We start from the raw sequence: 19,770 nt of genomic DNA, 5'->3' as shown, positions 1-19,770 counted from the left end.
GATCACCTGTATTCTCAATCAATGGACCACCGATGGCTCCCCGTGGTCCGCATCACTATTGTGGCCGATAAGCGTGGCTGTCACGTGGATCACCTGTGCCCGAAATGGCCGACCTCGAACGTCAACACAGTCACAACCCGACCAGAGCAGGAATAGGGGAGAACGACATGAGCGAGAACAGTTTCCTAGGTACCCAGTGGCACGGCAAGATCTTCACCGGCGCGTGGACGAACGGCGCAGACGCATCCTATGACGTCATCGAACCCGCCACAGGCCAGACCTTGGGGCGCGTGGGCGCTGCGAACGCCGATGACGTGAACGCGGCCGCCACCCGCGCGGCCGCGGCACAGAAGGAGTGGGCGAAGACGCCACCTGCCGAGCGTGCCGCTGTCCTTCGCCGGGCTGGCGCACTGTGGGCTGAGCACGCGGAGGAGATCTCCGGCTGGATCATCCGCGAATCAGGTGGGATCCCAGCCAAGGCCGGGCTGGAAGTCAGCTCCGCCGAGCAGATCTGCTACGAATCCTCCGCCCTTCCCAGTCACCCCAAGGGGCAGGTCCTGACCTCGAACGAACCCCGCTGGTCGTTCTCCCGCCGGGTGCCCGCCGGGGTCGTCTCGGTCATCGCACCGTTCAACTTCCCACTCATCCTCTCCATCCGCTCGGTCGCCCCGGCGCTGGCCCTGGGGAATGCGGTCCTGCTCAAGCCGGACCCGCGCACCGCGGTCTGCGGCGGCGTGAGCCTGGCCCGGATCTTCGCCGAGGCGGGGCTTCCCGAGGGACTCCTGCAGGTGCTGCCCGGAGGTCGGGAAGCCGGCGAAGCAGTGGTGTCGGCACCCGAGGTATCGGTCATCTCCTTCACCGGATCGACCGCAGCCGGACGCACGGTCGGTGAATCCGCCGGACGTCTCCTCAAGCGCTGCCACCTGGAACTGGGTGGCAACAACGCACTCGTCGTCCTCCCCGGGGCAGACGTCGGTCCGGCCACCTCGGCGGGGGCATTCGGCTCATGGATGCATCAGGGACAGATCTGCATGACCACCGGGCGCCACCTCGTCCACGACAGCGTCTACGACGAATACGTCGAGCAGCTGGCCGAGCGCGCCAGGAACTTGCCGGTAGGCAATCCCGCCACCGAGGAGGTCGCGCTGGGGCCGATCATCGACGAGAAGCAGCGGACGAACGTCCGCGACATCATCGACAAGGCTCAGGCCGACGGCGCACGACTCGTCGCCGGCGGAACCGGTGAAGGAGCATTCGTGCCGCCGACGGTATTGGCAGACCTCAGCCCCTCGAACCCAGCCTGGACGCAGGAGATCTTCGGACCAGTAGCGCCCGTGAGTCGTTTCTCGACTCTTGAGGAGGCCGCGGAACTGATCAATGCCAGCGAATACGGGCTGTCGGTGGGCATCCTCGGTGATGTGGGCATGGCCATAGATTTGGCCGACCTCGTCGACTCCGGCAAGGTCCACATCAATGAGCAGACCGTCTCCGATGAGGCGAATGTGCCCTTCGGCGGCACCAAGGATTCCGGCAACGGGTCCCGCTTCGGTGGGGCCGAAGCCAATATCGAGGCCTTCACCGAAACCCAGTGGGTCACGATGCGCTCGCAGATCGCGCCGTATCCCTTCTGATTCGCTGACCGTCCAACCACACTGACCTACTGAACGACCGGAGACACTGATGTCCACACCTGCCGCAGCCCCTGGCACTGCCAACACCGCCCGCGCCGGCGATACCCGCTGGCCGGCGATCCTGTGCTGGCTGGCCGTCGCACTCGAAGGCTTCGACCTCGTGGTGCTGGGAGCCGTGATCCCCGAACTTCTGGCGACCAACGCCATCGGCTTCACCGCCGAGGCCGCGACCCTCGTCGCGACCTTGAGCCTGGTGGGAGTGGGCCTCGGTGCTGCGGCGGTGGGACCGATCGCCGACCGCTTCGGACGCCGCTACACGATCATCTTCTGCGTGCTCGTCTTCTCCGTCTTTACGATTCTCGTCGCGTTCTCCCCGAACGTCGCCCTGTTCACCACCTTCCGGTTCATCGCCGGACTTGCCCTGGGTGCAGTGATGCCCGGCTGCCTCGCCTACATCAGCGAGCACAACAAATCTGGCAAGACCGGCAAAGCGACGACCCTGACGATGACCGGCTACCACGCCGGTGCCGTGGCGATCTCGCTGCTCGCCGTCTTCTACTCGCACAACTGGCACCTGCTCTTCATCGCCGGCGGCGTCGCCGGACTCGTCCTCGTCCCGCTGCTGTGGTGGAAGCTGCCGGAATCTCAGGAGTTCGTCGAGGCTCAGGCGGCGAAGCAGGCACCTGCGCAATCCACCGGCGTGGCCCCGAAGACCGGCATGGCCGGTTTGTTCGTCGGCAGGTTCAAACTGGTCACGATCGGCGTCTGGGCCGCCAGCTTCATGGGTCTGCTGCTCGTCTACGGACTCAACACCTGGCTGCCGAAGATCATGGCCGATGCGGGCTACGAGGTCTCCGACTCCCTCGTCATGCTCTTCGTGCTCAACCTCGGTGCCGTCGTCGGACTCGTCATCGCCGGCTGGCTGGCGGACAAGCACGGCACCAAACCGATCGTGCTCATGTGGTTCCTCCTGGCAGCCGTGTTCCTCGCGGCACTGAGCATCCCGATGACGAGTCAGATCCTGCTCAACATCGCCGTCTTCATCACCGGTGTCTTCGTCTTCTCCGCCCAGGTCCTCGTCTACGCCTTCGTCTCAGCGATCTACCCACCCACCGCACGCGGAACGGCGCTGGGCATGGCCTCGGCAGTCGGCCGCATCGGAGCCATCGTCGGACCGTTCATCACCGGCACCCTCGTCACGGCAGGCATTGCCTATCCGTGGGGCTTCTATCTCTTCGCTGTCGTCGCCGTACTCGGTTTCGCCGCGATGGTCATCGTTCCGAAGGCTGTTGATGCAGCCGGACGGTGATTCGCAGGTGTCGTAATCTTAGGTCTATGACCGACTGGATCGATGCCGCGTTCGTCCGTGGAGGCACGAGCAAAGGACTCTACTTCCGTGCCGATTCCCTGCCCGAGCTGGACACGGTGCCAGCCCCGGGAGCCGCCGGCGACACCTCGGCATGGGATGCGATCTTCTGTTCCGCACTCGGCTCCCCGGACGCCTTCGGCCGTCAGCTTGATGGCATGGGTGGTGGAATATCGTCATTGTCGAAGGTGATGGTGGTGTCCGCGTCGATGCGGACAGGTGTCGACCTCGACTACACCTTCGGTCAGGTCGATGTCGCCGAGGCGGTCGTGGACTATTCCGGCAACTGCGGAAATCTGTCCTCCGGTGTCGTGCCCTTCGCCCTGCTGGCCGAGATCATCTCCGCGGCCGACGGGTGGCACGTCTTTCGTCTCCACAACACGAACACGGGCAAGCTCGTCGACGTCGGCCTCACCGTCGTCGATGGACAGGCTGCGGTCGCGGGAGACTTCGAACTCACCGGTGTCAGCGGCACCGGAGCACCGATCGAACTCATCTACCCCGATCCCGCAGGCAGCCGCACCTCGGGGATTCTGCCCACGGGAGCGCCGTCGGAATCGATCGACATCGACGGTCGCTTGGTCGACGTCTCCATGGTCGATGCGGCGCTGCCCGTCGTCATCGTGCCCGCAGAAGCGATCGGTCTCAACGGCGATGAGTCTCCGGAGTCCATCGACGCCGAAGCTCCCACGAGGTTGATGATCGAGGAACTGAGACGCAAAGCGGCCGTGCGAATGGGCTTGTGCGAGACTCCGGAGACAGCTCCGCAGGTTGTACCCAAGATCGCGGTCGTGAGCTCACAGAAGCCGACGACCCTTCTCGACGGCACCACCTTGGATGCGAGAGATTCCGATGTCGTCGTCCGTATGATCTCGATGGGGCAGACCCACAAGGCTGTACCGGGTACCGGAGCAATGTGTCTGGCCGCGGCCGCGCAGATCCCCGGCACCATCGTCGACTCCATCATCACCCGTTCTGAGTGTTCGGTGCCCGGCCCCGAGGTCCGCCTCGGCACACCTTCGGGTGTTGTCACCGCCTCCGCCGTCTGGGATGACAAGCAGAAGACCGTGACTGCGACCTCCCTGTTCCGCACCGCCCGGGTGCTCATGGTCGGGAAGGTCGCCGTCACGGTCTGAATCCGTGCGGGCCTGGGCGCTCAGAAGCCCTTGTCTATGCCGTTCTTCCCGGCATTGTGGTTGCCTTTGGCAGTGCCGTTCTTGCCAGCATTCTTGCCGCCGTTCTTCCCGGCATTGTGGTTGCCGTTGGCGGCGCCGTTCTTTCCGGCGTTGTGGTTGCCGTCCTCATCGCCGTCCTCATCGTCGGGCCCGAAGAGCCCGACGACCACAGGATCGTGGTCCGAGGCACGGAACGGATCCGGGGCGTAGAAATCGCTGATGTTGTAATTGAAGCGGCTGTATTCGAGTGCAAGGGCCTCGACGGAGTTGATGTTCCAGACATCGGCACCGGTGATCGCATCGAAGGCACTCGAGGGCAGATCCGCCTGTGCGCCGGGAGCCGCCGCCTGGTCGGCGGCGTCAGTGCCCGTTGAGCCCGAAGAGTCCAGTGCCAGCACATGGTCGAGGCTGCCGGTGCGGGACTTGAACACGTAGGTCGACTTGGCCGTCATCTCGGACGCGACATCCTTGAACCCTGCTTCGTAGAAGACCTGCATCGGGTCTTCCTGCGTGTAGGCGTTGAAGTCGCCGAGCAGGTAGACGAGGTCGGAATCCGCTGCCTCCTGCTGCTGACCGGCGAAGTCCACGAGCGACGTCGCCTGCTTCACACGGTCAGCATTCGAGGCACCCTGACCGTCGCCGCTGTCCTCATTGCCCGGACCTGAGCCCGAACCTTTGGACTTGAAGTGGTTCGAGATCGTCACGAAGGTCTTGTCCGTGTCAGTTTCGCCTGACTCGTCCTTCGGCGCGAATGCCTGCGAGAGGGGTTCGCGCGCGTTCGAGAACGCGGCCTCATCGTCAAGGATCGTCGAATCGTTCTGCGGGGCCACCTCGGCGGGCTGATAGATCAGGGCCGTGCGGATGACATCCTCATCTGCGGGAACGTCGTCGGGGGAGGGAACGAAATCCCACTTCTCGGTGCCGGCGGCCTCGTTGAGGCGTTCGACCAGCGTCGCGAGAGCATCATCGCGGTCCTTGTCGAACGCGGCGGAGTTCTCGATCTCCATGAGAGAGACCACCGAGGTGTCGAGCTTGTTGATGGCCGAGACGATCTTCGTCTCCTGCCGCTTGAGGCTCTGCGCGTTGGCAGCACCGCGAGCATCGCAACCGCCGCGAACCGTGATCGGGTTGCCCTCGCGATCGGAATAGTAGTCACAGCCGGAGAGCTGATCGCCAGTCGTCGTGAAGTAGTTGAGAACGTTGAAGCTGGCCATACTGATCTGTCCGCCGACAGCTTCCGGAGCCTCTGTACGCGTGTCCGAGAAACTCGCTGGCTGAATTGCTTCGGCGTTGTCCCCGGTCAGACGCGTCGTGGGCTGGAAGCGCCACTTCTCATGGTCGAAGCCCAGCACCACCGGAGAGGTCATCGTGGCGCTCGCACCGACACGCACAGGGGCGTCGTTTGAGACGTAGGGCAGAGGAACGTCTTTGTCGTTCTGCAGGTAGTTGACGGTCGCGCCGTCGTCGAGGACGACCTCACGCTCGAGGTTGTCGGCCTCGATGGCCCTGGCCTCATCGCTGCCCGGGCGGGCGACGTCGGTGGGCTGAGGGAGCGTGCCCTCACCGGTGGCCAATACGACCTCGCCGTAGGTGTTGGTGTTGTAGTTGTCGGCCACGGTCATCTTACCGCTGGGCTGCAGGAGCATTCCCTCGAGCGCCTCACGTGCGGCAGCGACGGTGGGGAACGCGTCTTCGACGGGCTTGACCACCTCGGCGGGTTCATCCAGGGCCGCGACTCCATCGCTGCTGACGGAGATCTGGGTCTGACCGTAGCGTTCGGAGACTGCGCCGGTGAGTTCGAGGTGATCACCGATGCTGACATCGTCAACCGAGTCGGGGGAGTACACGAAGACACCGTCCGAGGCTCCGGGAGTCTCGTCCTCGGCTCCGCCGGTGCCCGGCGTCTGCACGTAGTAGCCGTTCAGCCCACCGGTGGGGTACGACGCTGTGACGACTCCCTGAGTCTTGACAGTTGTGCCTGCCAGGGGACTCTCCTCGCCGGTGCCCTGAATGTCGGCGATGGGCGTGACGTCCTCAGGGGCCGGATCATCTCCGCCGCCATCGTCGCCGGGAAGTGCGTCGGGGGTCGGGGCCGCAGAGTTCCAAATGCCGTCGATGAGTTGGATCGACTGTCCGCCCGTGGCGGTGGCACCCGTGGGTTCGGCATCCTTGCCGACAACAGCCTCGGGAGTGTTCGTATTCGCCTTGCCCGTGACTCCCTTGCCGTCGACGACTCCGCCGACCTGATCGAAGTCCACGAGCATGCCTTCATCATCGATGATGAAGGCCGAGGAGCCATAGCTGCCGTCGGCGGCGGTCCCGGAGTTCACGGAGTTCGTGATCGACACTTCGACGGCCAGCGCTCCGCTGTCGCCGACGGTGGTGCCAGCGGGAACGGTGGCGAGATTCTCCTCGGCCTGAACGCTTCCGCCGCGAGTCACGGACCCGAACGTCCATCCGGAGACGTCGGTGCCCGGCTCGGCTGCGATCTCAATGAAGTCGGTGTCGAGCACGTACCCGATCTCGCTGATGTGCGGATCCTCGGCGGCGGTTGCCGGCGTCGCCGGTAAGGTGAGGCCGATCGCCGCGACGAGGCTGAGCGCCGCGCACGATGAGGCCGTCTTGGAGACTGTCATGGGAGCCTTTCGGAGTTTTGTGCACCGGAGTCGACGACGGCGCAGACGCATGCACACTATCCGTTGACGAGGCGTCATCGGTGACGATCTTGTGAATACGGTGTGAACTGACTGTACTATGTCTCACTGGCACTGACGCTGAAAGATCTAGACTGATGGCAAACCATCGATCTGCAGGGAGGCAGAAGATGCGTGTGCTGATCGTCGGTGCCGGAATCGCTGGCTCCACGCTGGCCCATTGGCTGCAGCGAGCGGGGCATGAGCCCACTCTCCTCGAGCGCTCACATGGACTGCGCCGCGGTGGATACCTGATCGACTTCTGGGGCACCGGATTCGACGTGGCGGAGCGGATGGGCCTCGTCCCCAGGCTGCGCCGAGACGGATACGAGCTCATAGAGGCCCGCGACGTCGCAGGAGACGGACACCGGATCGCGTCTCTTGATCCCCAAAGCCTCGTCGCGGGAGCAGGCGGCCGATATGTCAGCATCCTTCGAGCAGACCTCGCCGCCGCGATATACGACAGCCTCGACGACGGAGTCGAGACGATCTTCGGTGATACCGTCGCCCGACTCACCGATGGGGAACAGAGCATCGGCGTCGAATTCGACCATGGCGCCCCGCGCGAATTCGACCTCGTCGTGGGTGCCGACGGGCTGCACTCTCGCGTCCGTGAGCTGGCCTTCGGACACGAGTCCCTGTTCGAGCGCGATCTGGGGATCGCCGTCGCTGCGTTCGATGTCGTCGGCTACCGCCCACGCGATGAACACGTCGCGCTCATGCATGCCGAAGTCGGGTTCCAAGCGATCCGTGTCGCTCTGCGCGAGGACCTGACGATGTTCATGCTCACCTTCGGCCACCATGGTCCTGTCCCCACCGATGACGTCGGGGCCCAGCAGGAGCTGCTGCGCACGAGCCTGGCCGATGCAGGGTGGGAGATCCCAACGATCCTCGACGAGCTGCCGCGAGCACGGACACTCTACCTTGACCGGGCGAACCAGATCCGGATGCCCTCGTGGACCAGCGGCAGGGTCGCACTGATCGGTGATGCGGCGGCGAGCCCGTCATTGCTCGCCGGTCAGGGATCGGCGCTGGCGATGGTCGAGGCCTATGTTCTGGCTGCCGAACTGGCTGCCACACCTGAGGACCATCGCCGAGCCTTCGCTGCTTATGAACGCCGGCTGATGCCGATGCTGCGCAGCAAACAGGACGCGGCCAAGGGCCTCGGCACGGCGTTCGCCCCGCCGAATCGCCTACGCCTCATGCTGCGAAACACACTGATGAGGCTCATGGGTCTGCCGCCCGTTGCGAACCTCGCCATGGGGCGCAGCCTGCGGGACCCGATCGAGCTTCCCGCCTGGTCGGGCACCTGAGCTCAGGCACCCGACCAGATCACGCACCCGAGGGGCTCAGGCCTTGAGCTCGGCCGCCAGCTCGTGGAAGTCACGGCTGGGATTGCCGAAACGGTGCAGGGTCATCGACACTGCCTGCTCCTGCACGTAGTACCGCATCTCCACCCGCGCCGAGGAGGTCACAGGCTCATCGATGACCGCAACCTCCGGACGTGGTGCTGTGGCAGCCAGCAGCTCAGGTTCCTGCGGTCCGAGCACGCGGATGCGGGCACCGACGGAGTCGTCGTAGCGTCCTTCGCCGACCATATTCGCGAACGTCGCTGCGGACTCGGTCCGAGCTGCGACACCCGCGTTCGTGGCGGCGATCTTCACCTCGGAGGCCACCTCCTCGGCGACGGACAGCTGCACGGTCGACCCGACGCACTTCGCTGCGTGCAAAGACCTCTCCAGGTCGAACAGCGACGACGTCGAGGTCACTCGCAGTGTGACAGGGCGGGGCCGGTAGCGGAAGATGTTGGCTTCTGACTTCAGGCCCGTGTGATCCTTTGCCGCTCCGAATTCGCGTGCCAGCCAACGCTCATCGTCAGCCTTGGCCAGCTCGAGGCTCTGACTTGCGTCAGTGGCGCCCGGCAGAGTGGAGGGATCGTCGGTGTAGTGGCCGAAGAGCATGAGGTAGTTCGGGCCACCGGCCTTCGAACCGAGCCCGACGGAGGACTGCTTCCAGCCGCCGAAGGACTGGCGCCGCACGATCGCTCCGGTGATGCCGCGGTTGACGTAGGCGTTGCCGACCTGCACACGGTCGAGCCAGGTGCGCACCTCCTCGGGGTCGAGGGAGTGGATGCCGCCGGTGAGGCCGAAGTCCACATCATTCTGGAACTCGATGGCCTCGTCGAGGTCGCGGGCGTGCATGAGACCGAGCACCGGACCGAACACCTCGGTGAGGTGGAAGAAGGATCCAGGCTTGACGCCGTCCTTGATTCCCGGGCTCCACAGCCGACCGGTGTCATCGAGCTGCTTGGGCTCGAGCAGCCAGGACTCACCCGGTTCGAGGGAGGTCAGAGCTCGTTCGAGCTTGTCGGAGGGATCCTCGGTCAGCGGTCCCATCGTCGCTGACATGTTCGCCGGCCAGTCGACGACCATCGAGGAAGCAGCATCGATGAGCTGCTTGCGGTAGCGCTCGGAGTCGTAGGTCGAGCCGACCATGATGCCCAACGAGGCGGCCGAGCACTTCTGACCGGCATGGCCGAAGGCGGAATACACGAGATCGGCCACGGCCAGATCGCGGTCGGCCGCCGGAGTGATGAGCAGTGCGTTCTTGCCCGAAGTCTCCGCGTTGACGTGCAGGTCAGGACGGAAGGACTTGAACAGGGCCGCCGTTTCGGAGGCACCGGTGAGGATGACACGGTCGACATCCGGGTGGGCGACGAGATGACGGCTGAGATCCCGGTCGGACGGTGTGCACAGCTGCAGCACGTCCTTCGGGACGCCGGCTTCCCACAGGCAATCGATGATGAGGGCCGAACACTGAGGTGTGGGCTTCGACGGTTTGTGGATGACGGCCGAACCGGCCGCCAACGCAGCCACGGTGCCGCCGGTGGGAATGGCGATGGGGAAGTTCCACGGCGGAGTCACGACGACCATCTCATCAGGGACGAAGTTCGCTCCTTCGAGGCTGCCCAGCTCTGCGGCATTGAGTGCGTAGTAGCGGATGAAGTCGATGGCTTCGGAGATCTCCGGGTCGGACTGAGACGGCATCTTCCCGACCTCGGCGGCCTCGACGGCGATGAACTCACCACGGCGGGCGGCGACCACTTCGGCGGCCCGGTGGAGGATCTCTCCACGACCGGCGGCACCCAGCGCACGCCAGGCCTTGGCAGCCTCGCGGCCATCGGCGATCATCTCATCGAGCTTCGCGGCCGAGTCGACCTTCGGCGTCTTCGGACGGTCGTCGAGATATCCGGGGGCGGTCGCCTCGGCGATGATCTCCTTGGCCCACTTCTGGTTCGCCGGCAGCGAGGGATCGGTATCCGGTTCATTGACGAACTCAGTCGGGACACCCCCGGAAACGTCGCGTTCGGTCGAGCGATCCTGGATTCGGTTCGGCCTGGGCGCAGTCTCGCCATCGGCAGCGAGGATCTCCTCGAGCTGTTTGACGGAGTCCTGGAAGCGGTCGGCCTCCCGGACGAAGACCTCGTTGCCGTTGGCCAGGTCGAAGATGCCTGACATGAAGTTCTCGTGAGAAGAGTTCTCCTCGAGTCTGCGCACAAGGTAGGAGATTGCGACGTCGAATTCCTTCGGATGCACAGCCGGGACATAGAGGAGGAGGTCTCCGACGTCCTCGGTCACCGCGGCGGCCTGTTCCGAGGCCATGCCCTGCAGCATCTCGAATTCCACACGGTCGGTGACCTCGCGGTCGAGCGAGAGGTGGTGGGCGAAGGCGATATCGAAGAGGTTGTGACCTGCCACGCCGATGCGCAGCCCCTTCATCCGTTCGGGAGTGAAGAGCCAATGGAGGACGCGCTTGTAGTTCGCGTCGGTGGACTGCTTCGAATCGCATGTTGTCGCCGGCCAGCCGGCGATCTCCGCGTGAACGGTCTCCATCGCCAGGTTCGCGCCCTTGACGAGGCGTACCTTGATTCCGACCCCGCCGTCGGCGACACGCTCGTTGGCGAATTCGCTCAGGCGCTGCACGGCACCCAGTGCATCGGGCTGGTAGCCCTGGATGACGATTCCGGCCTCGAGGTTCTTGAACTCGGGTTCGGAGAGCAGGCGGGTGAAGACCGCGATCGTGAGTTCGAGATCCCGGTACTCCTCCATGTCCAGGTTGACGAACTTGGATCCGGTCGGTGCCTTCGCCGCCTGCTGGTAGAGCGGTCGGAGGCGTTCGACTACGTAGTCGACGGTCTCGTCGAAGGCCCACATGGAGATCTGAGAAGCGACAGAGGAGACCTTGACGGAGACGTAGTCGACGTCTTCACGGGCCAGGAGTCGGTGGGTCTCCTCGAGGTGGTGATCGGCTTCGCCATCACCGAGGACGGCTTCGCCGAGGAGGTTGATGTTGAGTCGGTGACCGTCTGCGGTCAGTGCGGCCACTGTCTTGCCGAACTGCTTGTCGCGGGCATCGACGACCATGTGCCCGACCATCTGACGCAGGCGGGTGCGGGCTGCCGGAACGACGACCTGCGGCAGAACCCGAGCCAGAGCGGCACCGGTCGTGATCTGGGCGCGGTCGAGGGCAGACATCGTCTCGGGCGCGAGTTTGCCGACCTCGGTCAGGGCATCGGCGGCGGCGTGCACATCATCGGTGCGCACGACCCTATCGACGAATCCGACGGTGAAGTCGAGTCCGTTGGGGTCGGAGAGCACTGCCGAGAGGCGTTCGGCGGCAGGGTTCTTCGCCGTGGTCTTGCTCGTTGCCACGCGCAGCCATTTGCGAACGGTGTCGATTGAGCGACTGGTGAGCTGATCAAGATCGGAGTCTGTGTGCAACAACTGCTCGTTCCTTTTCTGTTGGACGAACTCTGGATGAGTCTGGCTGGGGTCTGTACCAGCAGTTCCCGCGTCGCCGTTGACCGTTGACGGGATCGTTGAGAACAGTATGCGCCGGAGAGAATACGGGGTGAAGGGCTCGTGACCAATCGCAGACATAGTTGAGTCAGAAGTACTAGAATGGCGTGATGTATTCCTCAGAGATGCGTCGTGATGCCGTGGCCAGGACGGCCTCATCCTCCATCGCCGAGGTGGCAGCTGAGCTGGACGTCTCACCGTCGAGTCTGCGTCGGTGGTTGGTGAGATCCGATCTCGAGGATCGTCCCCGAAGCGGCCGTCCGCAGATCCAGAGCACGGCCGATCAGGTGGTGGAAGCGCTGGTGAGCACGGCAGGGGCGAGGATCTCGGGGAAGGACTATTCGACCCGGGCGCTGGCCGATGCCACTGGCCTGAGCCAGAGCATCGTCTCCCGTGCGATGAGGGGGATGACCGTGCCGCGGGATCAGGTGCACGGCGGCGATGAGATCACCGTCGTCGCGGGAGGATTCCCCTTGGTCATCATCGGCATTCGCGTTGCCGATCAACGAGGTGGAGGTGCGAGCGCAGTCTCGGCGCGGCGGGTTCAGCGCCGCATCGCCGGCATCGTGGCCGGTCTGCGTTCGGCAGGGGTCCGACATTGGCCGCAGCGATTCGACAGTGAGCACCGCCAGACCGATGCGGCGGCGATGCTCGAGCTGCTGCAGGCAGGCGGCGACCGCGAGCGCTTCGTCGTCTTCGATCCCTTCGGAGAGACGAGCGGTACGTCCGAGAGCGCGAACATCGCCGTCCACCGTGAGTTCGCCGAGTTTCTCGATGACGCGAAATCTGCCCTCGCAGCCTGCCGCGATATTCCCGGGTCTCTGCTCGACATGCTCGCAGCTCGCGTGCGGCATGGTTTCGAAGGCGTGATGTGGCGGCAGTCGAGTCAAGCAGACCCTCGGAGAAGTTCCATGATTTCTGACTCAATGGAGATCTCTTCGTGGCTGCCGAAGGAGACTCGATCCATCACCGAGCATCTGGCGATCGCGCTGCGAGAGGAGATCATCGACTCCGGCTATGAGCCCGGGGACAGAATCAACCCGCGTCTCCTGTCACGCCGTATGCAGGTGCCCCGATCGTCGGTGGATGCCGCGCTCCGGCGCATGGTCGATGACAAGCTGCTTGACGGCTCACGTGGTGGTTCGAGAATTCCGCTGATCACCACCCTCGACGTGCTCGACCTCTATGCCGGGCGTATGGCGGTGGGGGAGGTTCTGCTGCGGTCTCTGGCGCTCCGGCCGAAACGCTACTTCGTGCCGGTGCAGCTGGCGCTGCGGCAGGTGGAGGCATCGGCGGCGACGAAGAGCGGCATCGACGTCGAGGACGCCGACCTCCACTTCCAGCAGGAACTGGCTCGTGCCTCCGGGCTGCGGCAGAGCACACGCGCCTTCGAAGCCCTGACGCTGCGTCTGCGTCTGTTCATCTCTGTGCTGCAGCTTGACTACTCACCGGCCAGCGATCGCATCCTCATCGACGACCGTGCCATCTTCAAGGCGCTGTCGCTGGGGGATGCCGACACCGCTGTGAGCGCCTGGCGGGGCAAGGTCGACAACGCGGTCAGGCACATGGCTGGGCTTTTTGCTCGCCGCAGGTTCGACCAGGACCTCTGGGCACAGCTCACCCGGCGGCGTTGAACGGCCCCGCCGGACAACCTCGGCGAGGGTGACTGGTATAAATTTGGGGAAAGTCAGTGCTTGAGTCCGCACAGCCGAGAGGGATAGTTGAAACGTGGAGACCTTGATTGTAGGCGTGGCCGGTGGCACCGGCAGCGGAAAGACGACCTTGACCCAGGCGCTGCTGGACAAGTGCGCGGGCCCACCCTCGGTGCTGTTTCACGACAACTACTATCGGCGGCGAGACGAACTGACCTACGAAGAACGGGAGAAGGTCAACTACGACGATCTCGACGCCTTCGACAACGACCTCTTCGTCGAGCACCTGCGCGCACTGCGGTCCTCGCGATCGGTCGAGAGCCCGGTCTATGACTTCTCGATCCACAATCGCAGCGATCGCACGACGCTGGTCCAACCATCGCCGGTGATCATCGTCGAGGGAATCCTCATCTTCGCAGAGCCCCGGATCTGCGAACTGCTGGACATCAAACTCTTCGTCGACACGGACGCCGATGTTCGTCTGCTGCGACGGATCAAGCGGGATGTCGTCGAACGAGGCCGCACCCTGCAGTCGGTCGAGGACCAGTATCTGGGAACTGTCAAGCCGATGCATGAACTCTACGTCGAGCCTTCGAAGCGCAATGCAGACATCATCATCCCTGATGGTGGGCACAACATCGTGGCCATGGACATGGTGCTCAACCGAATTCAGAGGGACGTCGGTTAGTTTCCTGATTGATTGAGAGATCTCGTGTCAGTAGCGACTCGTAGTGTACTGACATGGACGCGACCATCGTTCCGGAGACGCCACCGGCGGATCATGATCTGCTCGCTGAGATCGACCGCTTCGCCTCCATGCTGCGTGGTGGCGCGTCTGCGGTGACCGAGTCCGCAGCGCTCGCTCGGATCGGCGCACTTGAGTCCCTCAAAGCGACGATTGCTTCCGTGCAGTCGACCGAAGCCGTGGCCTTCGAGGTGCTGCGTCGGCGTCGAGATGTGCTCAACCAGGTCCCGGACCGCGACTGCGGTATCCACGCTGCCGAGGAGATCGCCTTGGCGAAGAGAGTCTCCCCAGGCAGCGGTCGGAAGTTCCTCTCAGTCTCGCGTACCATCGTCGGCGAATTGCCCAACACATTCAAGGCACTGTCCTCGGGTGAGATCTCCGAGGACAAGGCACGCATCATGGTCGACGAGACAGCATGCCTGCCTTCCGCCGACCGACGCAAGGTCGACACTCGGATGAAATCGAGTATGGGGCCATCGGGACTGCGGAGTCTGCGGACCGAAGCGCGAGCCCTGGCAGAAGAGATGAATGACGAAGCCGCTGCCGAACGAGTGAAGAGGGCAACAGCCAATCGGCGTGTGACGATGACTCCGCTCGACGACGGGATGGGACGTGTCTCTGCGATTCTGCCCATCCAACAGGCAGTCGCGGTCCATGAAGGACTGCGAGAGGCGACAGATTCAGCTCTGGCGGCCGGGACGGCACAGGGGCGCAGGCACAATCAGCTCATGGCCGATACCTTCGTCGAGCGGCTCACCGGTCAGGCAGGTGCCGAGGCAGTTCCCACCGAAGTCCACCTGGTCGTCGAGGCGGAATCCCTGTTCTCCGACGGTATGGTTCCCGCGTGGCTGCCCGGATTCGGCCCCCTGCCTGCCAAGACGGCTCGCAGCTTCATCGCCGCAAATGAGGCGGAGGTCTTCATCCGCCGCATGTTCACTCAGGTCACCGATGGCCAGCTGGTGGGCATGGAATCACGCTCGCGTTCCTTCACCGGATTGCTCAGGCAGATGGTCGTCTACCGCGATGACGTGTGCCGGACGCCGTGGTGCGATGCCAGGATCAAGCACGCCGATCACGCCGAAGGATATGCATCCGGGGGAGTGACCTCGTGGGAGAACGGCTCGGGACTGTGCGCAGCCTGCAACTATGCCAAGGAACACCCGGGGTGGATGCACGAGGCCACGGCTCAGGGTTTGAAGGTCACCACACCGAGCGGCCTCGACTACGAAGCGGCAACACCTCCGTTCGTCAGACGAATGAGATACCCACGCCCCGGTACGGCACCACCGGATGCGAACGCCGCCGACGATTGGCGGCTGCAACTCGCTGGGCTGCTCGAACCGCAGAGAGACCCGCCTGATACCGATTCGGAGCCGGGCGACGTCGACGAACGCGAGGTGGAGCTGCCGTTCCTCCCGATCTCGGCCTCGGAAGCCAGGAAGTTCGTGGCAGCGGCGCCAGCAGGGGAGAGCATCGATTGCGAGACCGCCGAGATTGCGAAGGTAGTCGATCCTCTGCGCCTTCCGCCGAAGTTGAGTCTGAGATACCGCCCCCGGTCCCTTGGACCTGGGCGATCTCGGCCGACTGGCCGGCGGCGTGTGCCGGAGACTTCGCCGGGAAGCACAATTGAGGAGGCGCTGCGCTCAAGGACGCTCGACGTCGGATGACGTGCTGAGACTGCAACAAATCCGACACGGCTGACATCACGTTTCGACGCAGGATTCAGAGTATGAATGTTGACGATGGCAACTCGCACGGACCCCGAACGACGCGCTTGCGCCGGATTGCGACACTCTTGCCGCTGGTCACTGTCGCCGCGTGGGTGATCACGATCTTCGTGCCCGTCCTCGACAGCGGAAACGATGTCGGGCCGAGGATCAGGATCACGTCGATGGGGGAGATCCCATTTGATCCGACGACTGCTGTTCCAGGATTCTTCGCAGTCTGGCTGTTGGTGGTCGTCTTCTCGATTCTCCCGCTGCTCTTCGGGATCTCGCGCTGGTGGTCTGGCGCAGCGATGATCATCGCCGCGATCCTCATCATCGTTCTCGTCTTCACCGCTCTCAACCCGCCATCTCTGATATGGGACGGTCAGACTGCTGAGGGAATGCCGACGGGTGGCATGGAAGTCGCACTCCCTGACTTCGGCTTCGTCGTAGGTTTGGTGGGAGCTTCTGCGCTTGGCGCAGCGGGGATCACCGGATGGTCTGCTGTCAGATCTCGTCCGAGGCGACAGTCATGACAACGCCGACGCCTCTCCAAGTGAGGTATGCCCACACTGGAGGGACGTCGGCGTCGGTGGAGCCGAGACGTCACTGTTCGGAGACGAACACTCCGTCGAAGAAGCTGCCGATCTCATCATGGGCATCCAACGGGAAGATGCCCGATACGTACTGATCAGGACGGACCACGACCACGGCACCGTCACGGCTGATGCCGCGCACGTCGAAGATGTCCTCATCGGCCAGCGTCGCGTAGATCTTCTCCACATACTCAAGGTCGAACTCGCCCACATGCGGACGGAAGACCGTCGGCACATCGGGGAAGGAGAACTCGGTGTGTCCCTGCTGGTAGATGACGCTGAGCTCGAGGAGGCTGTCGAGGTCCTCACCTGCACGACGGTACTTGACCAACGGCGAGGCCGGATCCGCGTTGAGCCAGTCGGCCAACTGGGTGACCTTGGACGAAGCGCTGCTACCCGGTGCCGGAGCATCGGCGAAGACATAGACGCGCCAGCGGCCGTCGGCCCGTGCCCTGTGGCCGAGGTGGATGTAGTTGGCGTCGCAGTTGCGCTGGACCCGAGCAGACTTGAACCTCTTGCCCACAGGGAAGCCGGTGGCCAGCTCCTGGTGCGCGGTGGACGCGGTGATCATCGACTCGGTGTATTCGGTCATGAACCCTGCCGGGAACTCAGCGGTCTTGACATAGAAGTCCTGCAGGTAGGTCTCATCCGGCAGCTCCTCCTGCGGAGTGGCCATCAGCGTCGACCATTCTTTGTCGAAGTCGATGAGGTTCTTCGCCGTGACCTGACGCTCGGCGGAATAGGTCCGCAGCAGCTCCTGTGAGGATCGTCCGGACAGCACCTGGCCGAGCTTCCACGAGATGTTGAACCCGTCCTGCATCGATACGTTCATGCCCTGACCGGCCTTCGCCGAGTGTGTGTGGCAGGCATCGCCGGTGATGAACACGCGCGGACATGGTGATCCGGGAGTCGTGTCGTCGGTGTCGTCGAAGGCATCGGTGAGCCGGTGTCCGACCTCGTAGACACTGTGCCAGGCGACGTTCTTCACGTCGATGCTGTAGGGCTTGATGATGGCGTTCGCGCGATCGATGATCTCGTCGACGCTCGTCTGCCGCACCTTGCGTGCATCGTCCTCTGGGACCTCGCCGAGGTCGACGTACATGCGGAACAGGTGCCCGCCCTCGCGGGGGATGTGAAGGATGTTGCCATGCTTGGAGGAGATGGCGCATTTATTGCGGATATCGGGGAAGTCGGAGTTGGCGAGCACATCCATGACGCCCCAGGCGTGATTCGCCTGGTCTCCGGTCATCGTGCGACCGATCGACCTGCGTACGCCCGAGCGGGCTCCGTCGCAGCCCACGACATAACCGGCGCGGATCGTGCGCTCTTCGCCTGCGCGCGCTCCCGCGGTATAGCGAACTGTCACCGTCACCGGGTGATCGGAACCGGTGTCGCCGTCGACCGCCAGATCGACGAATTCGATGCCGTAGTCGGGCTCGACGCGTCCAGGGGACTGCTTGGCGAACTGAGCGAAGTAGTCGAGGACGCGAGCCTGGTTGACGATGAGGTGGGGGAACTCGCTGATTCCGGTCTCATCGTCCTTCGGCCGTCCCGTGCGGATGATGTGCTCGGGGTTCTCCGGGTCCGGGTTCCAGAAGGACATGTCGATGATGTGATAGCCCTCGCGGATGATCTCCTCGGCGAATCCGAACGCCTGGAAGGTCTCGACCGATCGGGCCTGGATGCCATCGGCCTGACCGATGACCAGTCGTGAGTCCCGCTTCTCGATCATCCGGGTGTTGACCTCGGGATACTGAGACAGCTGTGCCGCCGCGACCATGCCCGCCGGGCCGCTGCCGACGATGAGGACATCGACCTCATCGGGCAGGTCCTGTGGGCGATCGATTCCGTAACCTGCTGCAGCTTCGATCCGCGGGTCTGCGGACACATAGCCGTGCTGGTGAAAATGCATGTCAACCTCCGGTTCATCACACGTCTTCGTGACTTTCCAATATTAGCAGTTCATATACGATCTTGTGTTACTCAGGTCATCTTGAGCCAATGCCTATGATCGGGCTCACTGACTGCTCCTCCTCGTGGTCGGGACCCAGCGGGATGCGCGAACGGTCACGCAGGGCCAAGGTTGCGGCCAGAGATATGAGCGTGATGATGGCCAGGTAGATGGCCACCGAGGTGGTTGTGCCGGTGGAGGCCACCAGTGCTTTTGCGATCGTGGGAGCAAAGGCTCCGCCCAGGATCGACCCGATCGCATAGGAGACCGAGACACCGGAGAATCGCACGCTGGAGGGGAAGATCTCGGCATACATCGCCGGTTGCTGCCCGTAGGTGAATCCGAGCCCGACGGTGAGGATGATCAGTCCCAGGAAGAGCATCCAGATGCTGCCGGTGTTGACCAGTGGGAAGAGTGAGAAGATGCCGATCAGCAGCAGCATCCAGCCCAGCAGATAGGTGTTCCTGCGACCGATCTTGTCCGAGACGGAGCCGGCGATGATCGTGAAGATCAGCCATGACACCGCCGAGGCGGAGACCGCCCAGAGTACGGGACCGCGATCGAGCCCGACCGGTCCGGTTGGGTCCGTGGCGTAGTTCTGGATGTAGCCGCCGGTGGTCATGTAGCCGGCGGCATTATTGCCGACGAAGAGCAGCGAGGCCAGGATGACGAGCAGCCAGTGGCTCTTGAGCAGTTTACCCAGAGGGTTGGTCACCTGCTCCTTGCGCTCGGCGATCTCGTGGAAGACCGGGGACTCTTCGACCCCGCGGCGGATCCAGTAGCCCACGGCGACGAGCAGGATCGAGAGGAAGAACGGCACCCGCCAGCCCCACTCGAGGAAGGCCTCTCCAGGTGCGATCGTGGTCATGAGCGCGAGCACGCCCGAGGAGAGGATGAGTCCGATGGAGACGCCGATCTGCGGGAAGGATCCGCGCAGTCCGCGATGCTTGGGCTCCGCGTGCTCGACGGCGAGAAGAACCGCTCCACCCCACTCGCCGCCGGCCGAGACGCCCTGGATGATGCGCAGGACGATGAGGAGGATGGGAGCGGCGATGCCGATCGAATCGTAGGTCGGCAGGAAGCCGATCAGAGCGGTGGCGGCCCCCATAGCGATGAGTGTGATGATGAGGACGACCCGTCGCCCCAGCTTGTCGCCGTAGTGTCCGGCCAGGAAGGCGCCCAGGGGTCGGAACAGGAAGCTGATGCCGACGGTGGCGAAGGCGACCATGGTCGACAGAGTCGAACCCAGCGGGCCGAAGAACAGCTCGTTGAAGATCAGCCCAGAGGCAGCCGCGTAGAGGAAGTAGTCGTACCACTCGATGCTGGTACCGACGACGGTCGCGAATGCCACCCGACCTTGGGTGTGCTTTTTACCCACCATGACTCCTGTGTCGCA

12 protein-coding genes are annotated in these 19,770 nt (G+C 63.8%); 8 read left to right on the top strand and 4 right to left on the bottom strand.

Translation table 11 applies throughout. From position 1 onward, the window contains the following. Positions 1-167 precede the first annotated feature (167 nt). From JTF07_RS14930 to JTF07_RS14920, 3 genes are read left to right on the top strand one after another with little or no spacing between them, the layout of a single operon-like run. Positions 168-1,631 (top strand): benzaldehyde dehydrogenase, encoded by a 1,464-nt coding sequence (locus JTF07_RS14930; RefSeq protein WP_204235003.1) that lies wholly within the window; start codon positions 168-170, stop codon positions 1,629-1,631. Between the two features lie 49 nt (positions 1,632-1,680). Continuing rightward, a complete protein-coding gene (locus JTF07_RS14925; protein WP_204235002.1) occupies positions 1,681-2,940 on the top strand; it encodes an MFS transporter in 1,260 nt (419 codons plus the stop codon). Positions 2,941-2,966: 26 nt separating this feature from the next. Further along, the gene (locus JTF07_RS14920) at positions 2,967-4,133 is read left to right on the top strand and encodes a PrpF domain-containing protein (RefSeq protein WP_204235001.1); all 1,167 of its coding nucleotides are present in this window, start codon (positions 2,967-2,969) and stop codon (positions 4,131-4,133) included. A gap of 20 nt (positions 4,134-4,153) precedes the next feature. On the opposite strand, the gene JTF07_RS14915 is transcribed toward JTF07_RS14920, so the two are convergent. Further along, on the bottom strand, positions 4,154-6,808 hold the full coding sequence (locus tag JTF07_RS14915) for an ExeM/NucH family extracellular endonuclease (RefSeq protein ID WP_252199837.1): 2,655 nt from the start codon (positions 6,806-6,808) through the stop codon (positions 4,154-4,156). Positions 6,809-6,996: 188 nt separating this feature from the next. On the opposite strand from JTF07_RS14915, the gene JTF07_RS14910 reads away from it, so the two are divergent. Then, on the top strand, positions 6,997-8,178 hold the full coding sequence (locus JTF07_RS14910) for an FAD-binding domain (protein ID WP_252199836.1): 1,182 nt from the start codon (positions 6,997-6,999) through the stop codon (positions 8,176-8,178). Positions 8,179-8,214: 36 nt separating this feature from the next. On the opposite strand, the gene JTF07_RS14905 is transcribed toward JTF07_RS14910, so the two are convergent. Beyond that, positions 8,215-11,649: a bifunctional proline dehydrogenase/L-glutamate gamma-semialdehyde dehydrogenase gene (locus tag JTF07_RS14905; protein WP_204234999.1), complete on the bottom strand. Its 3,435-nt coding sequence runs from the start codon at positions 11,647-11,649 to the stop codon at positions 8,215-8,217. A gap of 185 nt (positions 11,650-11,834) precedes the next feature. Here JTF07_RS14905 and JTF07_RS14900 point away from each other — a divergent pair, with 185 nt between their 5' ends. The 4 genes from JTF07_RS14900 to JTF07_RS14885 all read left to right on the top strand — a co-directional run bounded on the left by JTF07_RS14900 (position 11,835) and on the right by JTF07_RS14885 (position 16,363). Further along, the gene (locus JTF07_RS14900) at positions 11,835-13,358 is read left to right on the top strand and encodes a transposase (RefSeq protein ID WP_204234998.1); all 1,524 of its coding nucleotides are present in this window, start codon (positions 11,835-11,837) and stop codon (positions 13,356-13,358) included. Between the two features lie 94 nt (positions 13,359-13,452). After that, entirely contained in the window at positions 13,453-14,064 is a 612-nt protein-coding gene (gene udk / locus JTF07_RS14895) for a uridine kinase (protein ID WP_353843983.1), read from the top strand. 53 nt (positions 14,065-14,117) lie between these two features. After that, entirely contained in the window at positions 14,118-15,788 is a 1,671-nt protein-coding gene (locus JTF07_RS14890) for an HNH endonuclease (protein WP_204234997.1), read from the top strand. Between the two features lie 62 nt (positions 15,789-15,850). Next, positions 15,851-16,363, top strand: a complete 513-nt coding sequence (locus JTF07_RS14885; RefSeq protein WP_204234996.1) for a hypothetical protein — start codon at positions 15,851-15,853, stop codon at positions 16,361-16,363. Between the two features lie 70 nt (positions 16,364-16,433). Here JTF07_RS14885 and JTF07_RS14880 read toward each other — a convergent pair whose 3' ends face one another. Further along, the gene (locus JTF07_RS14880) at positions 16,434-18,335 is read right to left on the bottom strand and encodes an FAD-binding monooxygenase (protein ID WP_204234995.1); all 1,902 of its coding nucleotides are present in this window, start codon (positions 18,333-18,335) and stop codon (positions 16,434-16,436) included. 76 nt (positions 18,336-18,411) lie between these two features. Then, positions 18,412-19,755: an MFS transporter gene (locus JTF07_RS14875; protein WP_204234994.1), complete on the bottom strand. Its 1,344-nt coding sequence runs from the start codon at positions 19,753-19,755 to the stop codon at positions 18,412-18,414. Between the last annotated feature and the right edge of the window lie 15 nt (positions 19,756-19,770).

It is taken from the genome of Brevibacterium sp. RIT 803, from assembly GCF_016892625.1.
GTDB lineage: Bacteria > Actinomycetota > Actinomycetes > Actinomycetales > Brevibacteriaceae > Brevibacterium.
The sequence above is the reverse complement of the archived record's forward strand: the minus strand, read 5'-3'. Positions and strand labels throughout refer to the sequence as shown.